This window comes from Pseudomonas sp. Pse79, from assembly GCF_024519615.1.
Classification (GTDB): Bacteria; Pseudomonadota; Gammaproteobacteria; order Pseudomonadales; family Pseudomonadaceae; genus Aquipseudomonas; species Aquipseudomonas veronii.
In genome coordinates this window covers 1-24,074 of sequence record NZ_JALJRR010000046.1, presented here as the reverse complement: position 1 = coordinate 24,074, position 24,074 = coordinate 1, and the positions used below count along the sequence as shown (strand labels likewise).

Below are 24,074 nucleotides of genomic sequence, written 5' to 3'. Positions count from 1 at the left end.
GTGGCCGCCCGGATGGCGTGGTGGATTACCTCGGCCGTGTCGACCACCAGGTGAAGATCCGCGGTTTCCGTATCGAACTGGGCGAGATCGAAGCGCGGCTGCGTGAGCAGGACAGCGTCGGCGAAACCGTGGTGGTGGCCCAGGAAGGCCCGAACGGTAAGCAGTTGGTGGCCTATGTGGTGCCACTGGATCCGGTGCTGATGGACGATGCGTTGGCCCAGTCCACCTGCCGTGAAAACCTGCGCCGCGCCCTGAAAACCCGCCTGCCGGACTACATGGTGCCCTCGCACCTGATGTTCCTGGAGCGCATGCCGCTCACCCCCAATGGCAAGCTCGATCGCAAGGGCCTGCCGCGTCCTGATGTGAGCCAGATGCAGCAGGTGTATGTGGCGCCACAGAGCGAGCTGGAGCAGGACGTGGCGGCGATCTGGGGTGAAATCCTGGGCCTGGGACGGGTTGGCCTGGCCGACCACTTCTTTGAATCTGGGGGGCACTCGTTGCTGGCGATGCAGGTCATCTCCCGTCTGCGCCAGTTGCTGGGCCGGGAAGTTCCCCTCAGAACCCTGTTTGAACACCCGCGGTTGCAGGGTTTTGTCGAGACGCTGCAGCGTTCGGCAGCCGAGACGGACAGTGCGCCGGCGATTCTGCCCGTCAGTCGCCAGCAGCCGTTGGCATTGTCTTATGCCCAGGAGCGCCAGTGGTTCCTTTGGCAACTGGACCCCCAGAGCGCCGCGTACCACATCCCCAGCACCCTGCGCCTGCGTGGCTGGCTGGACCAGGCCGCGCTGCAACGCAGTTTCGAAACGCTGGTGGCACGCCATGAAAGCCTGCGCACCCAGGTGTACCAGGACGCAGGCCGCGCCCTGCAAATGATCCGGGATGCGGGTGCCGTGGAGATCTTGCATGCCGACGCCGACGAAGCGGATGTGCAGCGCCTGGTGCAAGCCGAGATCGCGCGACCGTTTGACCTGCAACAAGGCCCGCTGCTGCGGGTGACCCTGCTGCGCCTGGCTGACGACGAACACGTGCTGGTGCTGGTGCAGCATCACATCGTCTCCGATGGCTGGTCGATGCAGGTGATGGTCGACGAGCTGGTGCAACTGTACGCGGCCTACAGCCAAGGCCAGGAGCTGCAACTGCCGGCGCTGCCGATTCAATACGCCGACTATGCCCAGTGGCAGCGCGACTGGATGGCGGGCGGCGAGCGCGAGCGTCAATTGGCTTACTGGCAAACGCTGCTGGGCGGTGAACAGCCGGTGCTGGAACTGCCCGCCGAGCGGCCGCGACCTTCGGTGCAGAGCTATCGCGGGGCGAGCCTGGATGTCGTCCTGGACCCGGCGCTGGTGACGGGGCTCAAGGCCCTGGCGCAGCGTGAGGGGGTCACGTTGTTCATGGTACTGCTGGCGTCGTTCCAGACCCTGTTGCACCGTTACAGCGGCCAGCAGGATATTCGCGTCGGTGTGCCGATCGCCAACCGCAGCCGGGTCGAAACCGAGCGGCTGGTGGGGTTCTTCGTCAATACCCAGGTGCTCAAGGCCGATATCGATGCTCAACTGACCGTCACCCAGTTGTTGCAGCAGGCCAAGCGGCGGGCCCTGGATGCCCAGAGCCATCAGGACCTGCCCTTCGAGCAATTGGTCGAGGCGCTGCAACCCGAGCGCAGCCTGAGCCATAACCCGTTGTTCCAGGTGTTGTTCAATCACCAGAGCGAAGCGCGCCTGGCCAACAGCGGCCAGCAGCTTGCCGACCTGAGGGTTGAAGGGTTGGAGTGGGGCACGCAGACCGCGCAGTTCGACTTGAGCCTGGACACCCAGGAGACCGCCGAAGGGCTGTGGGCGACCCTGACCTACGCCACCGATCTGTTCGACGCCGCGACACCCAAGCGCATGGCCCGCCATTGGCAGAACCTGTTGCAGGGCATGCTCGGCGATCCGAATCAGCGGGTCACCCAGTTGCCGATGCTGGAGCGTCTGGAGCAGCAGGTGATGGTCGAGCAGTGGAACGACACGGCGCAGGATTACCCGTTGCAGCAGAGCGTGCAGCAGTTGATCGAAGCGCAAGCCGAACGCACGCCGGATGCCGAGGCATTGCTGTTTGATTGCGAAGTGCTCACTTACGCCCAACTGAATGCTCGTGCCAACCGCCTGGCGCACCGCCTGATACAGGCCGGTGTCGGGCCAGACCTGCTGGTGGGCGTGGCGATGGAGCGTTCGGTGGAGATGGTGGTGGCGCTTCTGGCCGTGCTCAAGGCTGGCGGCGCCTATGTGCCGCTGGACCCGGAATACCCGCGCGAGCGCCTGGCCTACATGCTGCAGGACAGTGGGGTGCAACTGCTGTTGACGCAGGCGCATCTGGTAGCGTCGTTGCCCATCGGTGACTGCGTACAGTGCCTGGTGGTGGAGCAGGGTGACAGCTGGCTGGAAGGGTTTGCCACCTTCAATCCCGAGGTCGCCGTCGAGGCCGAAAACCTCGCTTATGTCATCTACACCTCCGGTTCCACCGGGCAGCCGAAGGGCGCCGGTAACCGCCACTGTGCATTGACCAACCGATTGCTGTGGATGCAGCAAGCGTATGCACTGGATGCCAGTGATACGGTGCTGCAAAAGACGCCGTTCAGTTTTGACGTGTCGGTCTGGGAGTTCTTCTGGCCGTTGATGAGCGGCGCACGGTTGGTCATGGCGGCTCCGGGTGATCATCGGGAGCCGTCGCGCCTGGTGACGTTGATCAATCGACACCAGGTCACCACTTTGCACTTCGTGCCCTCGATGTTGCAGGCGTTCCTCCAGGACTCGCAGGCCGGCAGTTGCCAGGGCCTGCAACGCATCATTTGCAGCGGCGAAGCCCTGCCGGTGGACGCCCAGCAACAGGTGTTCGCCAAACTGCCCAAGGCCGGGCTGTTCAACCTGTACGGCCCGACCGAGGCGGCCATTGATGTGACCCATTGGACGTGTGTCGATGAAAACCGCGACAGCGTGCCGATTGGCCAGCCGATCGCCAACCTGCGCACCCATGTGCTGGATGCGCAGTTGCAGCCGGTTGCGGCGGGTGTTGCCGGTGAGTTGTACCTGGGCGGTGTCGGGCTGGCGCGCAGTTACCATCGCCGTCCCGGCCTGACCGCCGAGCGCTTTGTGCCGTGCCCGTTCCAGTCTGGCGCGCGGTTGTATCGTACCGGGGACCGGGTCCGTCAGCGCATGGATGGCGTGATTGAATACCTGGGGCGCCTGGATCATCAGGTCAAATTGCGTGGTTTGCGGATCGAGCTGGGCGAAATCGAAGCGCGCCTGCTGGAGCATCCGCAGGTGCGTGAAGCGTCGGTGCAAGTGCAGGATGGCAAGCATCTGGTGGGCTACCTGGTGTTGCACGACCCGGCCGCCGCCTGGCGTGATGCCCTGAGTCATCACTTGCTGGCGCATTTGCCCGACTACATGGTGCCTGCGCAATGGGTCGTGCTGGACCGCATGCCCTTGAGCCCCAACGGCAAGTTAGACCGCAAGGCCCTGCCGGCACCGGACGCCAGCGTGCATCAGCGGCACTTCGTTGCGCCGAGCAACCCGCTGGAGCACACCGTTGTGCTCGCCTGGCGCGAGGTCCTGGGCCTTGAACAGGTGGGGGTGGAGGACAACTTCTTCGAGCTGGGCGGGCACTCGTTGCTGGTGTTGATGCTCAAGGAGCGTATCCGCAAGGCTACCGGCGTCGAGCTTTCGGTGAGTCAGCTGATGCTCAACCCGACGGTTGCGGGGCAGGTGGCCTGTGTTAATGGTCAGGCCGGCAACTCGTTGATCGTCAGGTTGAACAGCCAGACCCGTGGCACACCGTTGTACCTGTTTCACCCCAGCTATGGTTCGGTGCATTGCTACAAGGCCATTGCCCTGGCGTTGCGCGAGCAGCGGCCGGTAATGGGCGTGATTTGCCGGGCGTTGGCCGAGGAGGGCAGTGAAGTGCCGGCCTGGCACGAGATGGTCGAGGACTACACCGCGCAATTGTTGACGGCGCAGCCGGAGGGGGCCTTCCGTCTGGCGGGCTGGTCCCTGGGCGGCAATCTGGCGATGGAAGTTGCCCATGGCCTGGAGCAGGCTGGGCGGGAAGTGGAGTGCGTGGGCTGGATCGACGCATCGCCACCCCAGTGGGTCAAGCCCTTCTGGGACACGGCGGTGATGGTCGATGAGCGCGAAATATCCGCCAATGACCGGCGCGTGGAATTGTTGGGCGCGATGTTCCCTGAGTTCACGGCGCAGATCCATGCCAAGTGGTCGGGCCAGCAGGCCACGGTTGATGGCGACGATGAGCAATGGGCCGGGTTCAACCAGTGGGCCGGGGATGTGCTGGGTGAGCGCTTCCATGAACTCAAGGAAGAGTTGCTCAGTGGCCATGAGGCGCAAATCTCGTGGGAGGTCGACCGCATGCTGGGCCAGCGCCTGCATGATGCCGATTTCAAGGCGATCAAGGCGCCGATCAGTTGCTGGTGGGCGACCTTGAGCCGCACGGGTGTGCATCATCGGTTGATTGAGGCGAGCATGCTGGAGGTCGCCGGCCAGTCCCGGATTGAACGTTCGGTGCTGATCGAGACCAGTCACGATCGGTTGATCGACAACGCCGCGTTCGTGCGCAGCTTCGCCGACGCGATGGCGTAACACCGGGCCTGAACGAACAAGCCCCCGGCCACTGATGGTGATCGGGGGCTTTTTCGTGGGGTGGGGGTCAACGACCGGCCCCTGCAAAAACGCCCCGGGCAATGAATGCACGGGGCGTTAGGGTTGGAACCCTCAGTAGCCGCCAGGGCGGCTACGAGCAGGCCTTAGAAGTCCCAGCGGGTGCTGAGCATGAAGTTGCGTGGCTCGCCGTAGGCGGCAGAGTTATAGAAGCCGATGTTGGTGTAGTAGGTCTTATCGAAGATGTTGTTGACGTTCAACGTTGCCGACACGTTCTTGGTGAACTGGTAGCGGGTCATCAGGTCCACCAGCCAGTAGGATTCCTGGGAAAACTCCTCGTAGCCGCCTTTCGGGCTGTTGTAGATGTCCTGCCAGCCAACACTCTGCCAGCGAGCGCCGCCGCCGACGGTCAGCTTGTCGAGGTTGCCCTTGAACTTGTACGAGGTGTAGACGCTGACCTGATCTTCCGGCTCGAAGGTCGAGATCTTGATGTCGTTGTCGTCGCGCACAACCTTGTGGGTATAGCCACCCTGGAGCTGCCAGCCCGGTGCCAGTTCGCCCGACATTTCGACTTCGTAACCCTTGGTCACGGCCTTGGTGCCCTTGAACGCGTAGTTCGACGGTGTCGGCGTGCGGTTGTTGTATTCGTCGTCGGACACGGAACGGTTGGTTTCGTGGATCTCGAAGTAGGCGGCGCTGGCGTTTACACGACCGTCCAGGAAGTCTGCCTTGACGCCCAGTTCCCAGTTCTGGCCTTCATCCGGCTCGACCAGTTTGTTGTTGCGGTCGCGGTTGTAGCTTTCCTGCGGCATGAAGATATCGGTGTAGCTGGCGTAGACCGAGTACGTGTCGTTCAGGTCGTAGACCACACCGGCATACGGCACGAACCGTCCGGTTTCCTTGTAGGTCGGGTTGTTGCCGGTGACGGTGTAGTCGACCACGCGGCCGCCGAGCAGCAGCTTGAGGTCGTCGGCGAGGTTCAGGCGGGTGGTCATGTACGCGCCGGTCTGGCGCACGGTGTCGTCGATCTTCGACTGCGGTGTGCCCCAATCCGGTTCGGTCGCGTTGCCGTGCCAGTTGTGGAAGTTCACCAGGTTGGGGGCGAGGTTCCAGTAGCCATTGCCGTTCCACTCGGAAGAACTGATGGAGCCGCCGAGGACCAGCTCATGCTCGCGGCCACCCAGGCTGAACGGGCCGCTCACATATAGGTCGGCGGAGTCGCTGACGGTTTCGCCGGTGTACTTGCCCGATGTCAGCTGCGAAGTGCCGTCCAGGTTGGGAGTGCTGCCCTGGATCGAGCCCATCTTCGCGTGGTAGCCGTTGATCTTGTGGTCCAGTTGCAGCTTGGTGACCCAGCCATCGCCGAGGTCGTGCTCGACTATGGCGAATAGGGTGCGGGTGTACTGCTCCCAGCTGCTCCAGTCGGCGGCGTTGTTGAACGAGCGCTTCACGTTGTTGCGATTACCCTGGGCGTCGATCAGCGGGAAGCTGCCGGACCAGGACGAGCCTTTTGGCAGGCTGTCCTGGTAGTCGCCACCTACGGTCAGCATGGTGTCCGGGGACAGGTCGAATTCCATGATGCCGTAGTAGACCGGGCTTTGGCGCTCATAGCGGTCCATGAAGGAATGCTTGTCCTGGTAAGCCGCCACCGCCCGACCCCGGACATTCCCGGTTTCGGTCAGCGGGCCGCTCACATCCAGCTCGCTGCGGTAGTTGTCCCAGGAACCGGCGCCCACGCTGGCGTGGCCCTGGAACTCTGCGGTGGGCTTTTTGCGCACAAGGTTGATGGTCGCACCCAGGGAGCCTGCGCCAGTGAGCAGGCCGGTGGCGCCCTTGAGTACTTCGACCCGGTCATAGATCGCCATGTCGCTCAGGGTGTTACCCGCCGAATAGGCCACGTTGCGCGCAGTGGACGGAATGCCGTCGTACTGGAAGTTGTTGATGGAGAAACCACGGGCGTAGTAGTTGCTGCGCTCGGTATCGAAGGCCGAGACGGTGATGCCCGGCGTGTGGCGCATCACGTCGTCAACGTTGTTCAGGCCGAAGTCGTCCATGTGCTGGCGGGTGATGACGGTCACCGACTGCGGCGTCTCCTTGGGCGTCAGCACCAGGCGGGTCGAGGTGGCGATGTAGCCTGGGGTATAGGAACCGGTGTTTTCGGTCACGTTGCCCAGTTGGTTGGCGGTCACCTGGGTCGGGCTCAGTTCCAGCCCGGCGGAGGTACCGGCGGCGGTGACGGTCAGCGAATTGCCATTGAGGCTGTGGGTGGTCGACGTTCCTGACAGCAGGGTATTGATCGCCTGTTGCGGGCCCAGTTTGCCTTTGACGGCGGTGCTGTTCTTGCCTTGCACGTCGGTCGGGCTGTAGAGCACCTGCATGTTGGCCTGATGACCGAAGGCCTGCAGCGCGCTCCCCAGCGGCTGCGCGGGAATGTCCAACTCGATCTCTTGTGCCTGCACATAGCCGGCCACCGGCAGTGATATGGCCAGGGCCAGGGCGTTCGGCAGGAGGTTGATGTTCAGGGCCCGACGCATGGATAGCGCTTTGCTCAGTGGGCTGAGACCGAGTCGTGCTGGCATGGGTGTTTTCTCTTCTATGTTTTAAGTGGGCAATTATAGGTGTTTATTGAGTCTGGTTCTCATTACCACTAGTGAGACGTTCCTATCCCGGGAAACCGGAAAAGAAAATTCACGCCGGCGTCATTTCGTGCACGACCTGGCCGGCGCGCAGGCGCACCAATTGGTCGGCGATATCGAAATAGCGGTCGTCGTGACTGATCACGATGATGGTCTTGCCCAGGCGCTTGAGGTCCGGCAGCAGCTCGGTATAGAAGATCCGGCGGAAGGCCGGGTCCTGGTCGGCGGCCCACTCGTCGAACACCAGCACCGGGCGTTCTTCCAGCCAGGCGTTGACCAGCGCCAGGCGCTTGCGTTGGCCGGTGGACAGATCGGTGGTGCTGAACACGCCATCCTTGACGCTGACCTTGTGGGCGATCTCCAGGCGTTCCAGGTATTTTGTCGCGCTGTCGAGTGACTGGGCGGCGCTGCCCTGGACCAGGTCATCGAACAGGTAGTAATCGGCAAACACCGTGGTGAACAGCTGGCGATAGTCGTCGCGCTCGGGGTCGCTCACAGCGTTGCCATTGAGCAGGATTTCCCCGGCCTGCGGCGGGTACAGCCCCAGCAGCAGCTTGATCAGGGTGGTCTTGCCGCTGCCGTTTTCGCCGACGATGAACACGATATCGCCCTGGGCGATGTTCAGGTCGATCGGCCCCAGGTGGAACGGTTCGCTGCCTGCCACTGCCGGCGGGCTGTAGCGCACACCGCGCAATTCCAGGCTGTTGACCACCGGTTGCGGGGCTTCGCTGTCATCCATCAGCAGGTGCGGTTCCGGCGAGGAGAAGCGCTGTGACAGCTCACTGATACGACCAAATGCAATCTTCGCCTTGCCCACCACCGGCAGGTAGCCGAGCAGGTGTTCCAGCGGGCCTTTCATGTACAGCAGCACCAGGACGAAACCGGTGATCACGCTAGGGTCGGGGTTGGGGTTATAGGCCTGCATCGCCAGGGCCAAGCCGATCACCACGAAGAACAACATCGAGCCAAAGGTCTTGGCAAGGATGTAGATGTTCACGGAACGCACCTGGATGTCGGCGATGCGGTCCGCGGTTTCCTGAATGCGCTGGGTGTTCATGCGAAAGCGCCGGGGCCGGTGCATGCGCAGTTCCTTGGCGCCGGAGGCAATGGCGTTGTAGTAACGCTGCAGCTCATCTTCGTGGCTGCGCGCCAGGTCGAAGCCCTGGATGCCTTTGCCGCCGGCGATGAACTGCACGGCACTGCCGATCACGATGGCGACCACCATCATCAGGAACATCGGTACCGACAGGTAGGCCAGGTAGCCCAGGCAACCCAGGGTCACTGTGGCCGCAATGGCCAGTGGCGTGAACGCGAAGGAGAAATCGCTGATGGTGTCGACGTCGTGGGTCAGTACCGGGATCAGCCGGTGGGAGCGATAGCCCTCGATCTGCCCGATCGGCGCCGACAGCACCTTTTCGCCGAGGTCCTTGCGCAGGGCGGCAATGATCCGTTGGCCGACGTAATTGGTGCCGATATCGGAAATGATCGAACTGACCAGCGCCAGCACACACAGCGCAGCAAACGTCAGAATCACCCCCTGGGTCATCCCGGCGGCGGAGTGCAGCGCATTATTGATAGTCGCCAGCAGCAGCGTGATGGCCAGGCCACCGGCCATGCCCAGGGCGACGGAGACGCTCACGATGGCGCGAAAGGGCCTGAGCAATGCGAGCAAACCGCTGAAGGCGCCGCGCTTGGGGTCGGTCATAGGTACTTCCCGGAAAGTGAATGGAGGGGGCTGGGCACACAGACCCTTACCCATGACAAACGAAGCGTCGGCGCGAGTATTTAGCGCGGCGTGCCCGGCGGTGGCGGTGGCGGATAAATTGCCCGCTGCCTGGTTCGTTCTTGTTGGGTAGGCGCACGCGTAGGGTCGCGTGCCGGATCTATCCAGTGAGAGCGAACCAATGACGAAAAAGAACCTGGTGTATGTGTGGTCCCTGAGAAATGCCGCCGCCGACAAGGCCGGGCAGCCAGTGGCCTATAAGGACCACGAGCGCTACATGAAGTCGGTGCTGGAGTTTCTGGTGGGCTCGCTCAACGATACGTCGCTGGGCGAGGCCTATAACCTGGTGGGCGTGGTGTATGACGACGACGAGCAAAACCCGCGTGACCGGCAATTGGTCGCCGACTATGGCTTTGCCTATGCGCCGGGCCGCCAGTGGCTGTACCCGGCGGACCTGCGGGTGCAGGGGTGTCTGGTCAACGATTTGCTGCTGAGCGTGCCGTCCACCTACCGCCGCCTGCCGCGTGGCAGCGCGCAACACATCGCCGGCAAGCAGGACTTCGAACGCCGCCTGCACGACACGCTGGTGGAGCTGAAGGCCGATATCGTGGTGCTGGACGGCCTGTTGGTGATCCTCGATGAGCTGGTGCGCCCGGGTGCGCCATTTGCGCGGCGGATCATGAACATTCACCCGGGCATTACCCGTATCGAATCGCCCTACGAGCGCCGGGGCGCCTACGCCACCTGGAACGCCTTGTACGGTGCCCGTGGCCAGGCGGTGGTGGATTGGACGACCAAGGAGACGCAGCCGTGCGAGCCGCTGTACCTGACCGGTGCCTCGTTCCACTACGTGGACAACGGCATCGACTCCGGAGAAGTGTTCCACGACGTGCTCAAGACCGAGATTTCCCCGGACGACACCATCCTCGAATTGCGCTGGAACAACTTCAATAACAGCCTGTTTCCGGCGTTGCATGAAGGTTTGGAACGGTTGGCTCAGCAGGGCTGACGCACGCCCCTGTAGGAGCGGGCTTGCCCGCGAAAATCGCCAACGATAACGCGTTTATCCTGGATAAACGCGGCGTACTCGGGGGCTTCGCGAGCAAGCTCGCTCCTACAGTGGGTGCAGCGGGTGCAGCGGGTGCAGTGGATGCAGTGGATGCAGTAGGTGCAGTGGGTGCAGCGGGTGCAGTAGGTGCAGTAGGTGCAGTGAGGGGATTTGTTGTTACAGGTCGCGCACTACCCGAAAGCCGATCCAGTCCCCGCGTGTCTGCGGGTAGATGTTGTTGCGATTGCCCGAGCGCGAGAACACTGGCGCTTCGCCCCAGTCATTGCCACGGATCTGGTAGCTCTCGCAGTTCGGTTCCACCCAGGCGCTGCCGTCGGTCGGTGCGCCGATGTAGTTGGGGTGTTCGCAGTCGGCCACGCGCTCGTAGACGTTGCCGTGCATGTCGTACATGCCGAATGCGTTCGGCGGGTAGCTGCCGGCCGGCGAGGAAAAACTGTAGCCATCCGCCGGACCGTAGGTGTTGGCATGTTCGGCAATGCTGTAACCCTTGCCCTCGTCGAACGGAAACGGGAAGGGCCCGCTGGAGCCGGCGCGCGCGGCGTATTCGCGCTGGGCTTCGCTGACCATGTGGTACGGCTGCCCGGTCTTTTTCGACAGCCAGGCCACGTAGTGTTTGATGTCGTCCATGTCCATGCACACTGCCGGCTGACGCGGGCTCTGGGGGTAGCGCGGCTTGCTGGCGATGCATTCGCGGCCGGGGCGGGTGTCGCCGTCGGCGATCTTGACCCCGGTCTGGCGGATATAGCTGTCCCACTCGCCAGCGGTGATCTGGAAGCGGCTCATGGCGAACGGCTTGGCGAAGGTCACGGTATGCATCGGGCCTTCGTCCGGCTCGCGGCCGACCTCATCGTCGGGCGTGCCCATGGTGAAAGTGCCGGCGGGCAGCACCACCATTTCCGGGCAGTCCTTGCAGTCCTTGAATACTTTGCCGGGTTGCGGCGTGGCGGCCTCGGCCAGGTTGGGCAGCAGCGCTGCGCACAGGGCGGTGAGGGCCAAAGCGGTCAGGGGGGCGGATGGCGTCATGTGGGCCTCTCGTTCAAAGGGCAAAGGGCGTGCGTCGCCACCGCTGGCTCAGCACGGTCATGTTGTGCTCACGGGCTTACGTCGAGGGTGATGAGCGATTGGCCAAGGGCCTGGCGGCTTTTTGTACCTGGTCCCACACCCGCAGAAAGTTGCCGCCCCACAGCTTGGCGATGTCGGCTTCGGAGTAGCCGCGCTGGATCAGCTCGGCGGTGACGTTGCGGATTTCGCCGACGTTGTTCCAGCCGTCGATACCGCCGCCGTCGTTGAAGTCCGACGCCAGGCCGACATGGTCGATGCCGATCTTGCGCACGGTGTAGTCGATGGCATCGCCCAGGTCCTTGAGGGTGGCCTTGGGTTCGTCATCGAGGATCGCGTACAGCGCGCTGGCGTACTCGCCGAACGTGTGCTCGGGCCAGGCGGCGATGATTGCGTCGCCCGGCATCAGGGCCACGGCCAGGTTGGGCAGGGGGGGCAGGTCGAAGCGGGCGCGCAGGCTGTTGAGCTTGTCCTGGGTCGGCTGGCTCAGCGGGCGAAGGTAGGCGGAGAAGGCCACGATCTGTACCACGCCGCCGCTGCGCTTGATCAGTTGCAGTTCCTTGTCGCTGAGGTTGCGCGGGATATCCACCGCCGCGCGTGGCGCCGAGTGGGAGGCCACCAGTGGCGTGCGGCTCAACTGCGCAACTTGTTCCAGGGCCTTGGTCGACATTTGCGACACATCGATGATCACCCCCAGGTCATTGAGGCGGTGTACCGCTTGCTGGCCGATGTCCGAGAGGCCGTCGAGAGCGTCGGTGGAGTCATTGAAAAATGGCAGTGGCCGCGACGAGTCGGACCAGGCGTTATTGCCGATATAGCTGAAGCCGAACATACGCATGCCGCGTGCTGTCCACAGGTCCAGTTGGTTCAGGTCGCTGCCCAGCGGGTAGGCGTTGAGCATGCTGATAAAGATCGCGAATTTGCCTTCGCCATGCAGGCGCCGGAAGTCATCCGGGGTGTAGGCGATGCCCACTTCGTTGGGGAAGTCGCGCACCATGCCGGAGATGATTTTGTAGCGCACTTCCTGCTCGTGGCGGGCTTCCTCGACAAAGCCGTCGCTGGGCCTGTGGGGAGCATTGGCGCCGTTCCAGATTTCCGGCCAGCCGAAAACCGTCAGCGCCGCCCCGGACAATCGCCCGCGACGCGCCTTGGCCAGGTCGAACTGGCCGCCGCCGTCGTGGTCGGCCTCATTGCCGGCAGTGCCGAAATCCAGCGGCACGGTGATATGGCTGTCGAACGACAACAGGCGCTCCTGCAGGTCATTGGCCTGCTTGATCACCGCCAGCGGGTAGCCGGCATTGCCTCGGAACCAATGATCCCAGGCCAGGAAACCGGCCCCGGCGCCGATGGCCAATGCCAGTGGCAGGCCGATAAACAGCGCCTTTTTCGAACGTGGTTTTGTCATTGCCGTCTCAGTCAGTTGAGGCCTTTGCTATCTGGGAAGAACGAGCGATGAGCGCGGAAATTTAGGCCTCGGCGACGGCGCGGTAAATTTCCCGCGCGAGTAAACGTTCTAGCTCTGATAACGCCGTTTCCTAAGGTAGACAATGACGATCTCTCGACGTGGGTTCATCGCAGGCCTGGCGCTGACTGGCGCCGCCGTGCCGGCGGCCTTATATGCCCATCGCGAGTGGACGCGTGAAGAATTCCCCATCACCCCCGGCGAAGCCACGGTGGATCTTGCCGATACCGCCGGCCAGCACCTGGCGAACACGTTGCGCGGGGTGTGGAACCTGCGGCTTGAAGGCCGCGATGCCGGCCTCAAGGGTTTGCCCGCGCAGGGCCTGGCGTTGCTGCTCGATGTCGCGCCGCGTGGGCGTGGCCTGCGTGGTTATCTCGACACGGCCGAGCACCTGCGCGGCGATGGCGAACCCCGTTATCGCGTGTTGGGTGACTTGCTCGCGGGCGAGGGCACCGAGCTCTATTGGCGGCTGATCGACCGTGATGCAGCCGACGGCGCGCCGGCCTATGAATTCAGCATGACCGTCGATGAAGTCTGGGGCGTCTTCGGCAACGCCGGCAGCGGCACCCTCAGCGGGCAGATCCTCGACCTCGACCGCCCCCTGGCGCTGACCGCGCCGGAGAATCGCTTTGTTGCCCACAAACAGCCGTTTCCCGAAGCCCGCCAACGCATCGGTCTCAACCCTTCGCTGCTGGCCTGGCTGATTTCCCCCGAGCACCGCCTGTTCCACCAACTGTGGCACGCCACGCGCGACCAATGGCACAAGCTCTCCGAGGAAAAACGCGACGCCTTGCGTGGCATCGGCTGGCAGCCCGGCCCACGGGGCAAGGAGCGCGACGCGCGGGGCAAGCTCAAGGATCGCAACGGCTCGGGCATCGACTTCTTCTTCATGCATCGGCATATGCTCGGCACCGCACGTGCGATGCAAGACTTGCCGTCGTGGTCCGCCTTCCCCGAACCGCAACCGGCCCTGGAACGTGATCGCCTGGGCTTCCTGCGCTACTTCGACAACCATGACGGCTTTGCCCTGCCACCCACTTGGCTGGCGCCGGACGACGGTGACTACACCCAATGGGTCAGCGATATCAAAGCCGCCGAGACCTACCACAGCAACTTCCAGGTCTGGGAATCCCAATACCGCGACCCGCGATACCTGGCCAAATTGACCCTGGGCCAGCTCGGCTCCGAAATGGAACTGGGCCTGCATGACTGGCTGCACATGCGCTGGGCCTCGGTGCCCCGCGACCCCTCCAACGGCGCCCCCGTGCCCTTCGCCCGCGACCCGGCAGACTTTGCCGCGCGTTGGTATGCACCCGAAAACGACTTTCTTGGCGATCCGTTTTCCTCCCACGTCAACCCGGTGTTCTGGCACTTCCATGGCTGGATCGACGACCGCATCGAAGACTGGTTCCGCGCCCATGAGCGCTTCCATCCCGACCAGGTCAGCCGCCTGGAGGTCAACGGCGTGGCATGGTTCGCGCCGGGGCGGTGGGTTGAAGTCGGCGACCCGTGGCTGGGCCCGGATACCCATGGCTGCAGCACCACGCCAGGCTTGCAGAGGGGGCGTTCGATGGAGATGGACCCAGAGATCATGAAGCTCGCCCTGCGAATTACGTTTGCTGCGCAAGACGAAGCGCTGCAGGGTTTGTTCAAACGGGTGCCGAAGCGGCCATGGTATGCGCGGCATTTGAAGGTCAAGGTGCGCGAGGTGTAGGCGTTTTTTGCTGGAGTTCGATGTTTATGATGTAAAGCTGAGACGGAGATGGTTTATCTTCTGGTCGGCACGTGGGTGTTTTTTATAGGTTTTAGTACTATAAATAATGGAGGATATTGAAAGAAATTTATATGGGTTTGTATATTTATACTGATCTTTTATTGGGCGCCGGCGCAGTTAAGAAATATCCGACAGCTGGATCCCTGTCTGTGGTTTAAATCTTCAATAATCTTTGCAAGAAAGATAATCTTTGTGCTTTGTGGGAAATATCCCTGATGCGCAATGGAAAGTTCCCGTCCGTGATTCGGGGACTGGTAAGTTATGGCAGTGATACTTCATTCTAGTGAGCAAGCGGACGCCATGTGCCATGTAGCACTTTGGCTTTCCGGAAAGGGAATTTAAGTTGATTGAATTCCGGTTTTAATTTCCATCTGACCGCAGATCAATGCTGTTGGATAACTCACGGAATGAAACGATGACGCTAAGCAGCTTTCAAAATGAAGTGCCCAAGGCCAGGGTTAATATCAAGCTCGACCTGCATACCGGCGGTGCGCAGAAAAAGGTTGAGTTACCTTTGAAACTGATGGTACTGGGTGACTACAGTAATGGTAAAGAACAGCGTCCGCTCTCCGAGCGCGGCAAGGTTGATATCAATAAGAACAACTTTGACAGCGTCCTGGGCGAGTTCTCGCCGGGTCTGAAGCTGGCTGTCGACAACACCTTGGACGACGATGCGTCCGACACCGCTGTCGAACTGAATTTCCGGTGCATGAAGGACTTCGAGCCTGAGCAGGTCGCACGGCAGATTCCACAACTGCGTGCGTTATTGGCGATGCGCAACCTGTTGCGTGATCTCAAATCGAATCTGCTGGACAACGTGACCTTCCGCCATGAGTTGGAGCGCATCCTCAAGGATGACGCGCTCAGTGACGAACTGCGCGCTGAGTTGGCTGCCTTGGCGCCTGAAGAAGAACGTTAATTCATAGCGGTAATTTAAAAGGGAAGTTAAATCATGTCCTTAGAACATTCCAACGTGCAAGCGCGCGGCGCCACAGTGTTGTCTGAAGAGTCTGCGGGTGTTTATGCTGCGCTGTTTAACAAGATCAATTTAAGTCCTGTTGCTGAATTGGCCGGTATTGATATCTTCCAGAACTCGGATGCGCTGTCCGAGGTGTCCGCCGATGAGCGGGTGACGGCAGCGGTCAGTGTGTTTTTAAAGTTGCTTAAGCAATCGCCGCAAAAAATCGAGCGTTTGGATAAAGTCCTGTTGGATGAGCATATTGCTTCGTTGGACCGGCAGATTGGCCGTCAACTCGATGCGGTCATGCACCATCCGGACTTCCAGCGCGTCGAGTCAACCTGGCGCGGTGTGAAATCGCTGATTGATCAGACGGATTTCCGTCAGAACGTTCGCATAGAACTATTGGATGTCAGCAAGGACCACCTGGTGCAAGACTTCGAGGACGCGCCTGAAATTGCCCAGAGCGGCTTGTACCTGCATACCTACACGCAGGAGTACGACACACCGGGGGGCGAGCCGATTGCGGCGGCTATCTCAAACTACGAATTCGATCGCAGGCCTCAGGACATCGCGCTGCTGCGCAATATTTCCAAAGTCGCCGCCGCCGCCCACATGCCGTTTGTGGGGGCTGTAGGCCCAGCGTTCTTCGGCAAGGAAACCATGGAGGAGGTGGCCGCGATCAAGGACATCGGCAACTATTTTGATCGTGCCGAATACATCAAGTGGAAGTCATTCCGTGACAGTGACGACGCGCGTTACATCGGCCTGACCATGCCGCGGGTCCTGGGGCGCTTGCCCTACGGGCCCGACACCGTTCCCGTGCGCAGCTTCAATTACGTCGAGAATGTCAAAGGGCCGGATCACCACAAGTACCTGTGGACCAACGCATCGTTTGCCTTTGCCGCGAACATGGTCAAAAGCTTCATCAGCAACGGTTGGTGCGTGCAGATACGTGGGCCGCAGTCGGGTGGTGCGGTCACTGAACTGCCTATCCATTTGTATGACTTGGGCACCGGCAATCAGGTCAAGATTCCTTCCGAAGTGATGATTCCGGAAACCCGTGAGTTCGAGTTCGCCAACCTCGGTTTCATTCCGCTCTCGTACTACAAGAACCGCGACTATGCGTGTTTCTTCTCGGCCAACTCCGCGCAAAAGCCGGCGCTGTACGACACGGCCGACGCCACCGCGAACAGTCGAATCAACGCACGTCTGCCTTACATTTTTCTGCTGTCACGCATTGCTCACTATCTGAAGCTGATCCAGCGCGAAAACATTGGCACCACCAAGGACCGGCGTTTGCTGGAACTGGAGTTGAACAAGTGGATCGGCGGGCTGGTCACCGAAATGACTGATCCGGGTGATGACTTGCAGGCCTCACACCCGCTGCGGGAGGCGAAGGTCACGGTGGAAGACATCGAGGACAACCCCGGTTTCTTCCGCGTCAAGTTGTATGCCGTGCCGCACTTCCAGGTCGAGGGTATGGACGTGAACTTGTCACTGGTTTCGCAGATGCCCAAGGCCAAAGCCTGATTCAGTCGTAGGGAAACGATGCCATGAATATCGATCGCCCTCTGTGGGCCGCCGGGGCGTTGCTGTCGCCGCAACAATTCCAGCAACAGGCGCGCTGGGAGGCTTGGACCAACGAACAACTCGCGCACCTGGCCCTGGCGCACCCCTGGGGTGTCCAGGCGGTAGGGTTCGACCTGGATGCATTACGGCTGGGTAAGCTCAAGGCGACTCAGTTGCGGGTCCGCATGCCCGATGGCACCTGGATCGACACCGAGCAGGTCGACCGCCTGCCTCCGGCCTTGGAGCTGGCGCAGTTGCTGGCCGACGAAGATCAGGACGCGTTATTGCACTTGGCCTTGCCCCTGGAACAGGCGAATGGCGACAACTGCCTGTTCGACGGTGGCAGGGCCGATCGGCCCACACGCTATCGCCAGTCTTGGCGCGACGTACAGGATATGTATGCCGATGAGGTGCAGTCGATAGGCGTGCTGGAGCATGCACTGAGCCTGCGCCTGCAGCGCGACGATAATGCGGACTACATGACGTGTCCGCTCGCGCGCCTGGTGCGCGACGGGCAGGGCGCCTGGAGCCTCGACCCGGGCTATGTGCCGCCGTTGCTGAGCTTCGCCGCGCACCCGGGGTTGCTGAACCAGCTGGACAACCTGTTGACGCAATTGTCCGCCAAGCGGCAACGGCTCATGGGCATGCGGCGGGAAAGCAATCAGCGCATGGCCGACTTTGCCGTCGCCGACGTGTCGCTGTTCTGGCTGCTCAATGCGTTGAATACCTACCAGCCGGTATTGGCCGATCTTCGGGAGTTTCCCGCGCGCCACCCCGAGCAGGTCTACCAGCAACTGATCAAGCTCGCCGGTGGCCTGCTCACGTTTTCGCTGGAACACGACGTGGACAAAATCCCCGCTTACCGGCACACCTCGTTGGAGGCAGTGTTCCCGCCGCTGATGCACACCCTGTCGCTGTTGTTGGAGGCCAGTCTGCCGTCGCGGGTCATTGCTTTGAGCCTGGAGGTGCAGGGGACCAATCGTTGGCAAGTCACGCTGAATGACCCGCGTTTGCGCGAGCGTGAGGGGGCCGATTTCTATCTGTCGGTGCGCAGTCGGCTACCGGCGGCGCAGGTGCAGGACCAGTTCCCGCGCCTGTGCAAGATAGGTACGCCGGATGAGGTCGATTATCTGATCAACGCGGCGCTCGACGGGGTGCCGTTGCAGTCCCTCAGCCATGTGCCGGCGGCGATTCCATTGCGCCTGGAAAATCAGTACTTCGCGCTGGATCTCGGGCATTCCAAGGGGCAGGCGGTGCTGGACGAAGGGGTCTGTGCTTTCTACGTTCCCAGCAGCTTGGTCGACGTCAAGCTGGAACTGTTTGCGGTGCTGCGCTCATGAAACCGACGCCTTCCAACGAGCAAGCCGCAGCAGCGGTGGATATCGACGCGCTGTTACAGGACACCTACCTATTGGTGGTCGAGTTGCGCCAGGGCGCCTCGGTGCAACCTGGTCGGGAGTTGGGCCAGCTTTGTATCGAACAGGTTGAGCAAGCTCGGCAGCACCTTGAACGGGCGGGCCTGAGTCAGCGCAACATCGACCACATCAGTCATGCTCAATGCGCGCTACTCGACGAAACGGTGCTGACCTGCGCCGACGCAGATGCCCGCGCCGCCTGGGCCAGCGAACCGTTGCAGGCCAAGTTCTTCAATCGTCATCAGGCCGGTGAGTTTCTGTACGAGGCCATGCGTGACGTGTTGAGCGAACCCGCGCCGGACCGGCATGTGTTGACGGTATTTCAGCGCGTATTGATGTTGGGTTTTCGCGGGCGCTATCGTGATTTGAGCGACCCCGGACGCGAGCAACTATTGGCTGCTCTCAACGCACAGGTGGCGCCGTTCAAGGTCAGCCAACACATGCCGACGCAGGTGGTCGGTGGCGAACTCAGCGCGGGTTTTGGCTGGCTGCGCTCGCCCTTGATTCATCTGCTGACAGTGGCCCTGTTGCTGGTTGCGACGTGGTGGGGATTGGATCATCTGCTGAGCGATGCGATTGCCTCGCTCTTGCCTGATCAGGGGTAAGTGCGGATGACCTTCAATCTGCATCGCATCCTTTACCTGTGGGCCGGTGTCCTCGTCCTCGCGTTGCTGCTCATCATTCCGCTGGCGATGTGGGCGCGTGTGCTCGGCGTGCTGATCGCGGTGTGCTGTGTGACGTGGGCCTGGGTATCGCTGCGCCTGCGCGCCGAGCGGCAGCGTGGGTCGGTGAGGTTGGCCGAGGGCATGGTGCTGCCCGCTGCGGGGTTTCGTCAGCCGGTGGTGCTGGTCTGCGGTGATGGCCTGGATGGGCTGTTCGGCGGGGTTGCCGCCGGGCAGTTGGCCCTGCGGGTGACCGAGCAAGGGTGCTACGTGCGCGTACCGAGCCTGGAGCAACTGCCGGCTATCACCGATCACCTTCTGGCCTTGCGTCCTGGCTGGGCCGGGCAACTGGGCGTGATGTTCAGCGTCAGCCCCGGCGCGCACAGTGATGGGGCGGTACTCGCCGGTCAGATGCGCGCCTTCAGTCATCAACTGGCCTTGGCCCGCAAACGCGGGGTTGCGCTGCCGCTGTTGCTGGTGAGCTACCTGCAAACCCTGCAGGACGAGGCACCCTGGTTCTGTTGGGGCAGCGGGCAGGCCGAGGTCCGTGTGTGTGATGCGGGTGCTTGCGTCAGCCTGGATGACTGGCAACAGCAATCCGCTGACTCGCCCAGGCAGGCCGCTCGGATGCACGCCAGCATTCAACTGAACAGCGCTGTGGCCTGGCTTCACGAAGCGGTACTGCCGCACCTTGTCATGCGTAGCGCTTCTGGCCTAGTGGCGATCTGCGCAGTTACGTGGGTGCCGGCATTGGCGCATGCCGTGAAGGGGAACCTGTGGCAGCAATGGTTACGCAGCAAAGTCGCGCTGGCGGATCACAGGGCGGTTGTGGCCGATGCGGTGTTGCCGGTCCCGGACCCTTTGCTCAACCTGCTGCCGCTCGGCCCGCTGCGTTCCCCGATGCAACGCGCGAGCGTTGTTGCGCTGTGGTTGTTCGCCGTCGCCGGTGTTGTCGCACTTGCCAGTTCGGCGTGGCAGAACGCCCTGTTGCTGCGCCAAGTCAGTGATGACCTGCGACGTTATTCGGCGATCCCGCAACCGACCCAGCGTAATCAACGCGAGTTTCTTGGGCGTGAAAATGCCGTGGGCGTGCTGCGCCAGGACGCCCAGCGTCTGGACGCGTACTACCGGCACGGTGCGCCCCCGGCATTCGGCCTGGGCCTGTATCGCGGCGAACGCCTGCGCGCTGCGCTGCTGGCGGTACTGGCTGCTCACGTTGAGCCGCCACCGGCCGCATCGCCTGCGCGGGCTGCCAGCCCGGTGCGGTTGGACAGCCTGTCGCTGTTCGCCAGCGGCAGTGCCCAGCTCAAGGCGGATTCAGCCAAGATCCTGATCAATGCGCTGGTCGATATCAAGGCCCAGCCTGGCTGGCTGATCGTGATCTCGGGGCATACCGATGCCACTGGCGACCCCGAGAACAACCTTCGACTGTCCCGCGCCCGCGCCGCTGCCGTGCATGACTGGATGCAACGCATGGGCGGCATTCCCGACAGCTGCTTTGCTGTGCAGGGTTTCGGCGCCAGCCAGCCGATTGCCGGTAACGACACCGAGGCGGGGCGTGCAGCCAACCGCCGCGTTGATATCCGTCTGGTGCGTGAGGCGGGGGCCTGCGCGCTTCCCGTTGCAAGCCCGGACAGGCAACCCCCGGTCGCATTCCGCGACATTTAAATCTACGAGAAAAAGGAGCTTCACATGGCAATTCCCGTTTACCTCTGGCTGCAAGACGACGGCGGCGCAACTATCAAGGGTTCGGTGAACGTGCAACAACGCGAGGGCAGCATCGAGGTGGTTGCCCAGGATCACAGTCTGTACATCCCCACCGACAACAACACCGGGAAATTGACCGGTACGCGGGTTCACACCCCGTTTCTGTTTTCCAAGGAAATCGATGCCTCCAGCCCCTATCTCTACAAGGCGGTCACCACCGGGCAAACCCTCAAGAGTGCCGAGTTCAAGTGGTACCGCATCGATGATGCGGGGCAGGAGGTCGAGTACTTCATCACCAAACTCGAAGAGGTCAAGGTCGTGAAAGTCGCGCCGAAAATGCACGACGTCAAAGACCCCAGCAAAGAGAAGCACAACCACCTCGAGCAGGTGGAGTTGCGTTACGAGAAGGTTACCTGGACCTACAAGGACGGCAACATCATCCACTCCGATTCGTGGAATGAACGCCAAAGCGCTTGATACGCCCGGAGCAGCAGGTGGGTCTTTGCCTGCTGGCTCCCGGTGTGCTGGGTTGAGCGTCCGTTCGCGGGCGTTCAGCCAAACACATCGAGTTTCCGGCCCGCGACTGGCGTTAACGATCGCGTACCACCATCACCGAACAAGGATGTAGCCGTATGGCCCAGAATTCCACGCGCTTGCTTCGTCGTCTCAACCCTTACTGCGCCCAGGCGTTGAGTGCAGCGGCCACGCTGTGCCAAAGCCGTGCCCACGCGCAGATTACCGTCGAACACTGGCTACTCAAGTTGCTGGGGCAAGGTGAAGGCGACCTGACCGTGATCGCACGTCGCTATGAGTGGAATATGGAGACGTTGTGGTATGGCTTGCTGGAGCACATCGATCGCCTGCCGCGTAGCGTGCAGAGCAAGCCGCAGCTGTCGGCGCCATTACAGCAACTGATCAAAAATGCCTGGTTGCGTGCCTCATTGGACGAGCACAACGACAGCCTGCGTTCCGTACATCTGCTGAGCGCGTTGATGGAGACGCCCAACCTGCTGGCGTGCGAAGCCGTATGGCCCTTGCTCAGTCTCAGTGAGGCGCAGTTGCAGCGGCTGCTGGTGTTGTTGGACCAAACCTCCGAAGAGCGCCCCGCGGTGCAGACGTCAGTGATCGCGGTGCCTTCAAGTGAACTCGCCATACTCCCGCCCAGCGTGTCGAAAGACGATGCGTTAGCGGCGCTGCTGGACAGGTTTACCCAGGACCTGACCGCCAAGGCCGCGCAAGGGAAGATCGACCCGGTGTTCGGCCGCGATGATGAAATCCGTCAGGTCATCGACATCCTCAGCCGTCGGCGCAAAAACAATCCGATCCTGGTGGGCGAGCCTGGTGTCGGCAAAACGGCGCTGGTCGAAGGCCTGGCGTTGAGCATTGCCCAAGGCAAGGTGCCGGACAGTCTCAAAACAGTCAGTGTGCGTACCCTTGACCTGGGATTGTTGCAAGCCGGCGCTGGCGTCAAGGGCGAGTTCGAACAACGCCTGAAAAACGTGATCGACGCTGTACAGCAGTGCGAACAACCGGTGCTGTTGTTTATCGATGAGGCCCATACCCTGGTCGGGGCCGGCAACCAGGCCGGCGGCGCCGATGCGGCCAACCTGCTCAAGCCCGCTCTGGCCCGTGGCGAGTTGCGCACCATCGCCGCGACCACCTGGAGTGAATACAAGCAGTATTTCGAGCGTGATGCCGCTTTGGAAAGACGCTTTCAAATGGTCAAGGTCGAGGAACCGGACGACGCGAACGCTTGCCTGATGTTACGCGGGCTCAAGGCGCGCTACGCCAGCCATCACGGTGTGCACATCCAGGATGCGGCAGTACAGGCGGCGGTCAGCCTGTCGAGGCGCTACCTGACGGGGCGCCAGTTGCCGGACAAAGCCGTCGACCTGCTGGACACCGCCAGCGCCCGCGTGTGCATGAGCCTGGACTGCGAACCGCAGGCGTTGCGCCGTCTGAGTGCCCTGCAAGTGGCCCTGGAACTGGAGGGCCAAGCGCTGGAGCAGGATCAGCGGCTTGGCGGCCACAGCGTGGATGAGCGTCTGGCGACGATTGCCGCGCAACACGCCGATCTGCAACGTCAACACGCCGATCTGGAACAGCAATACCGCCAAGAACTCGATCTGGCCCAACAACTGATTGCTGCGCGCCAGGCGCAGCCACCGCAGCGGGATACCTGTGCACAGTTGCAACGGCAGTTGAGTGACATTCAAGGCAGCCAGCCACTGCTGTCTTTGGATGTCGACGCACGTAGCGTGGCGCAAGTCATCGCCGACTGGACCGGCGTGCCGCTGGGCAGCTTACTCAAGGACGAGCAGGCCAATCTGCTGCTGCTCGAACAGCAATTGCAAGCGCGCGTGATCGGCCAGGCTCCGGCCTTGAGTGCCTTGGCTCAGCGCCTGCGTGCGGCCAAAACCGGGCTCACCGATGAGAAGGCGCCGTTGGGCGTGTTCCTGCTGGTCGGCACCAGCGGCGTAGGCAAGACCGAAACGGCGCTGGCCTTGGCCGACAGCCTGTTCGGCGGCGAAAAATCACTGATCACCCTCAACTTTTCCGAGTACCAGGAAGCCCACACAGTCAGTCAACTCAAAGGCTCGCCACCCGGCTACGTCGGCTACGGCCGGGGCGGTGTATTGACCGAAGCCGTGCGCCAGCGGCCCTACAGCGTTGTGTTGCTCGACGAGGTGGAAAAGGCGCATCGCGATGTGCTTAACCTGTTCTACCAAGTCTTCGATCGTGGGTTTATGCGCGATGGCGAAGGGCGCGAGATCGACTTCCGTAACACGGTCATTCTGATGACCTCCAACCTCGGCAGCGATCTACTGCACACCAGCGTGCAGGAACACCCGGAGATACCGGACAGCGTGCTGCATGAACGACTGCGTCCGATCCTGCGCGAACACTTCCAGCCAGCGTTGCTGGCGCGCTTTCAAACCCTGATCTATCGCCCGCTGCGAGCCGACGCACTCAAATGCATTGTTGCGATCAAGCTGGCCCAGGTCGCCAAGCGCCTGCAGCGTCATTACGGCCTGGATTGCCGGATCGACGACACCCTGAACGACGCCTTGGTTGCTGCCTGCCTGCTACCGGATTCGGGCGCACGCAACATCGACAGCTTGCTTAACGAGCAGCTCCTGCCGGTCCTCAGTCAACACCTGTTGGCGCGTCGAGCGGCGCAACTGCGCACCCACGGCGTGAGCTTGGGCTATAGCGAGGATGAAGGGATCAGTCTGCATTTCAGCGATGTTCAAGACACGGCGCAGGCCGTCGCCCTGGAGGTGTGAACGTGCAGGCTTTCTTCGACCACAGCCGGCACACCTTGAGTGTGCGCAACATCGAAGCCCGTCTCGACGTGTTGGCCTTTGAAGGCCACGAACACCTGAGC

Annotated in this window: 14 protein-coding genes; 10 read left to right on the top strand and 4 right to left on the bottom strand. The window is 61.9% G+C overall.

Annotated features, from left to right (window positions below; all coding sequences use genetic code 11):
* The coding region (locus NR164_RS29625; RefSeq protein WP_256823626.1) for a non-ribosomal peptide synthetase at positions 1–4,631 on the top strand (4,631 nt) is incomplete at its 5' end.
* Between the two features lie 164 nt (positions 4,632–4,795).
* On the opposite strand, the gene NR164_RS29620 is transcribed toward NR164_RS29625, so the two are convergent.
* Together NR164_RS29620 and NR164_RS29615 are read right to left on the bottom strand one after the other, a co-directional pair.
* Positions 4,796–7,183 carry a TonB-dependent siderophore receptor gene (locus NR164_RS29620; RefSeq protein WP_306218365.1) on the bottom strand — a complete coding sequence of 796 codons (2,388 nt, stop codon included), beginning with the start codon at positions 7,181–7,183 and terminating at the stop codon, positions 4,796–4,798.
* 154 nt (positions 7,184–7,337) lie between these two features.
* Entirely contained in the window at positions 7,338–8,990 is a 1,653-nt protein-coding gene (locus tag NR164_RS29615) for a cyclic peptide export ABC transporter (RefSeq protein ID WP_256823624.1), read from the bottom strand.
* 199 nt (positions 8,991–9,189) lie between these two features.
* Here NR164_RS29615 and NR164_RS29610 point away from each other — a divergent pair, with 199 nt between their 5' ends.
* A complete protein-coding gene (locus tag NR164_RS29610; RefSeq protein ID WP_046487061.1) occupies positions 9,190–10,017 on the top strand; it encodes a N(5)-hydroxyornithine transformylase PvdF in 828 nt (275 codons plus the stop codon).
* A 216-nt stretch (positions 10,018–10,233) separates the two neighbouring features.
* On the opposite strand, the gene NR164_RS29605 is transcribed toward NR164_RS29610, so the two are convergent.
* Both NR164_RS29605 and pvdM read right to left on the bottom strand, forming a co-directional pair.
* Entirely contained in the window at positions 10,234–11,100 is an 867-nt protein-coding gene (locus NR164_RS29605) for a formylglycine-generating enzyme family protein (RefSeq protein ID WP_256823623.1), read from the bottom strand.
* Positions 11,101–11,176: 76 nt separating this feature from the next.
* On the bottom strand, positions 11,177–12,541 hold the full coding sequence (pvdM, locus tag NR164_RS29600) for a pyoverdine-tailoring dipeptidase-like protein PvdM (RefSeq protein WP_256823622.1): 1,365 nt from the start codon (positions 12,539–12,541) through the stop codon (positions 11,177–11,179).
* A 142-nt stretch (positions 12,542–12,683) separates the two neighbouring features.
* Between pvdM and NR164_RS29595 the strand changes: the two genes are divergently transcribed.
* The 8 genes from NR164_RS29595 to tssH all read left to right on the top strand — a co-directional run bounded on the left by NR164_RS29595 (position 12,684) and on the right by tssH (position 23,973).
* Positions 12,684–14,312 carry a PvdJ/PvdD/PvdP-like protein gene (locus tag NR164_RS29595; protein WP_256823621.1) on the top strand — a complete coding sequence of 543 codons (1,629 nt, stop codon included), beginning with the start codon at positions 12,684–12,686 and terminating at the stop codon, positions 14,310–14,312.
* A gap of 475 nt (positions 14,313–14,787) precedes the next feature.
* Complete coding sequence (tssB, locus tag NR164_RS29590; RefSeq protein ID WP_046487053.1) at positions 14,788–15,291, top strand: type VI secretion system contractile sheath small subunit; 504 nt, start codon at positions 14,788–14,790, stop codon at positions 15,289–15,291.
* Between the two features lie 33 nt (positions 15,292–15,324).
* Complete coding sequence (gene tssC, locus NR164_RS29585; RefSeq protein WP_046487050.1) at positions 15,325–16,863, top strand: type VI secretion system contractile sheath large subunit; 1,539 nt, start codon at positions 15,325–15,327, stop codon at positions 16,861–16,863.
* A 23-nt stretch (positions 16,864–16,886) separates the two neighbouring features.
* On the top strand, positions 16,887–18,242 hold the full coding sequence (gene tssK, locus NR164_RS29580) for a type VI secretion system baseplate subunit TssK (RefSeq protein ID WP_256823620.1): 1,356 nt from the start codon (positions 16,887–16,889) through the stop codon (positions 18,240–18,242).
* Positions 18,239–18,922 carry a type VI secretion system protein TssL, short form gene (gene tssL, locus NR164_RS29575; protein WP_057004771.1) on the top strand — a complete coding sequence of 228 codons (684 nt, stop codon included), beginning with the start codon at positions 18,239–18,241 and terminating at the stop codon, positions 18,920–18,922. Before tssK ends, tssL begins: the two co-directional genes overlap by 4 nt.
* Positions 18,923–18,928: 6 nt before the next feature.
* Complete coding sequence (locus tag NR164_RS29570) at positions 18,929–20,647, top strand: OmpA family protein (protein ID WP_256823619.1); 1,719 nt, start codon at positions 18,929–18,931, stop codon at positions 20,645–20,647.
* Between the two features lie 24 nt (positions 20,648–20,671).
* A complete protein-coding gene (locus NR164_RS29565) occupies positions 20,672–21,163 on the top strand; it encodes an Hcp family type VI secretion system effector (RefSeq protein WP_046383733.1) in 492 nt (163 codons plus the stop codon).
* A gap of 155 nt (positions 21,164–21,318) precedes the next feature.
* Complete coding sequence (gene tssH / locus NR164_RS29560) at positions 21,319–23,973, top strand: type VI secretion system ATPase TssH (protein WP_256823618.1); 2,655 nt, start codon at positions 21,319–21,321, stop codon at positions 23,971–23,973.
* Positions 23,974–24,074 lie beyond the last annotated feature (101 nt).

What these genes read in the sequence shown, in the direction of transcription:
- NR164_RS29620 (WP_306218365.1), bottom strand. Translation starts at nt 7,183, where the DNA reads ATGCGTCGGGCCCTGAACATCAACCTCCTGCCGAACGCCCTGGCCCTG.
- NR164_RS29615 (WP_256823624.1), bottom strand. Translation starts at nt 8,990, where the DNA reads ATGACCGACCCCAAGCGCGGCGCCTTCAGCGGTTTGCTCGCATTGCTC.
- NR164_RS29610 (WP_046487061.1), top strand. Translation starts at nt 9,190, where the DNA reads ATGACGAAAAAGAACCTGGTGTATGTGTGGTCCCTGAGAAATGCCGCC.
- NR164_RS29605 (WP_256823623.1), bottom strand. Translation starts at nt 11,100, where the DNA reads ATGACGCCATCCGCCCCCCTGACCGCTTTGGCCCTCACCGCCCTGTGC.
- pvdM (WP_256823622.1), bottom strand. Translation starts at nt 12,541, where the DNA reads ATGACAAAACCACGTTCGAAAAAGGCGCTGTTTATCGGCCTGCCACTG.
- NR164_RS29595 (WP_256823621.1), top strand. Translation starts at nt 12,684, where the DNA reads ATGACGATCTCTCGACGTGGGTTCATCGCAGGCCTGGCGCTGACTGGC.
- tssB (WP_046487053.1), top strand. Translation starts at nt 14,788, where the DNA reads ATGACGCTAAGCAGCTTTCAAAATGAAGTGCCCAAGGCCAGGGTTAAT.
- tssC (WP_046487050.1), top strand. Translation starts at nt 15,325, where the DNA reads ATGTCCTTAGAACATTCCAACGTGCAAGCGCGCGGCGCCACAGTGTTG.
- tssK (WP_256823620.1), top strand. Translation starts at nt 16,887, where the DNA reads ATGAATATCGATCGCCCTCTGTGGGCCGCCGGGGCGTTGCTGTCGCCG.
- tssL (WP_057004771.1), top strand. Translation starts at nt 18,239, where the DNA reads ATGAAACCGACGCCTTCCAACGAGCAAGCCGCAGCAGCGGTGGATATC.
- NR164_RS29570 (WP_256823619.1), top strand. Translation starts at nt 18,929, where the DNA reads ATGACCTTCAATCTGCATCGCATCCTTTACCTGTGGGCCGGTGTCCTC.
- NR164_RS29565 (WP_046383733.1), top strand. Translation starts at nt 20,672, where the DNA reads ATGGCAATTCCCGTTTACCTCTGGCTGCAAGACGACGGCGGCGCAACT.
- tssH (WP_256823618.1), top strand. Translation starts at nt 21,319, where the DNA reads ATGGCCCAGAATTCCACGCGCTTGCTTCGTCGTCTCAACCCTTACTGC.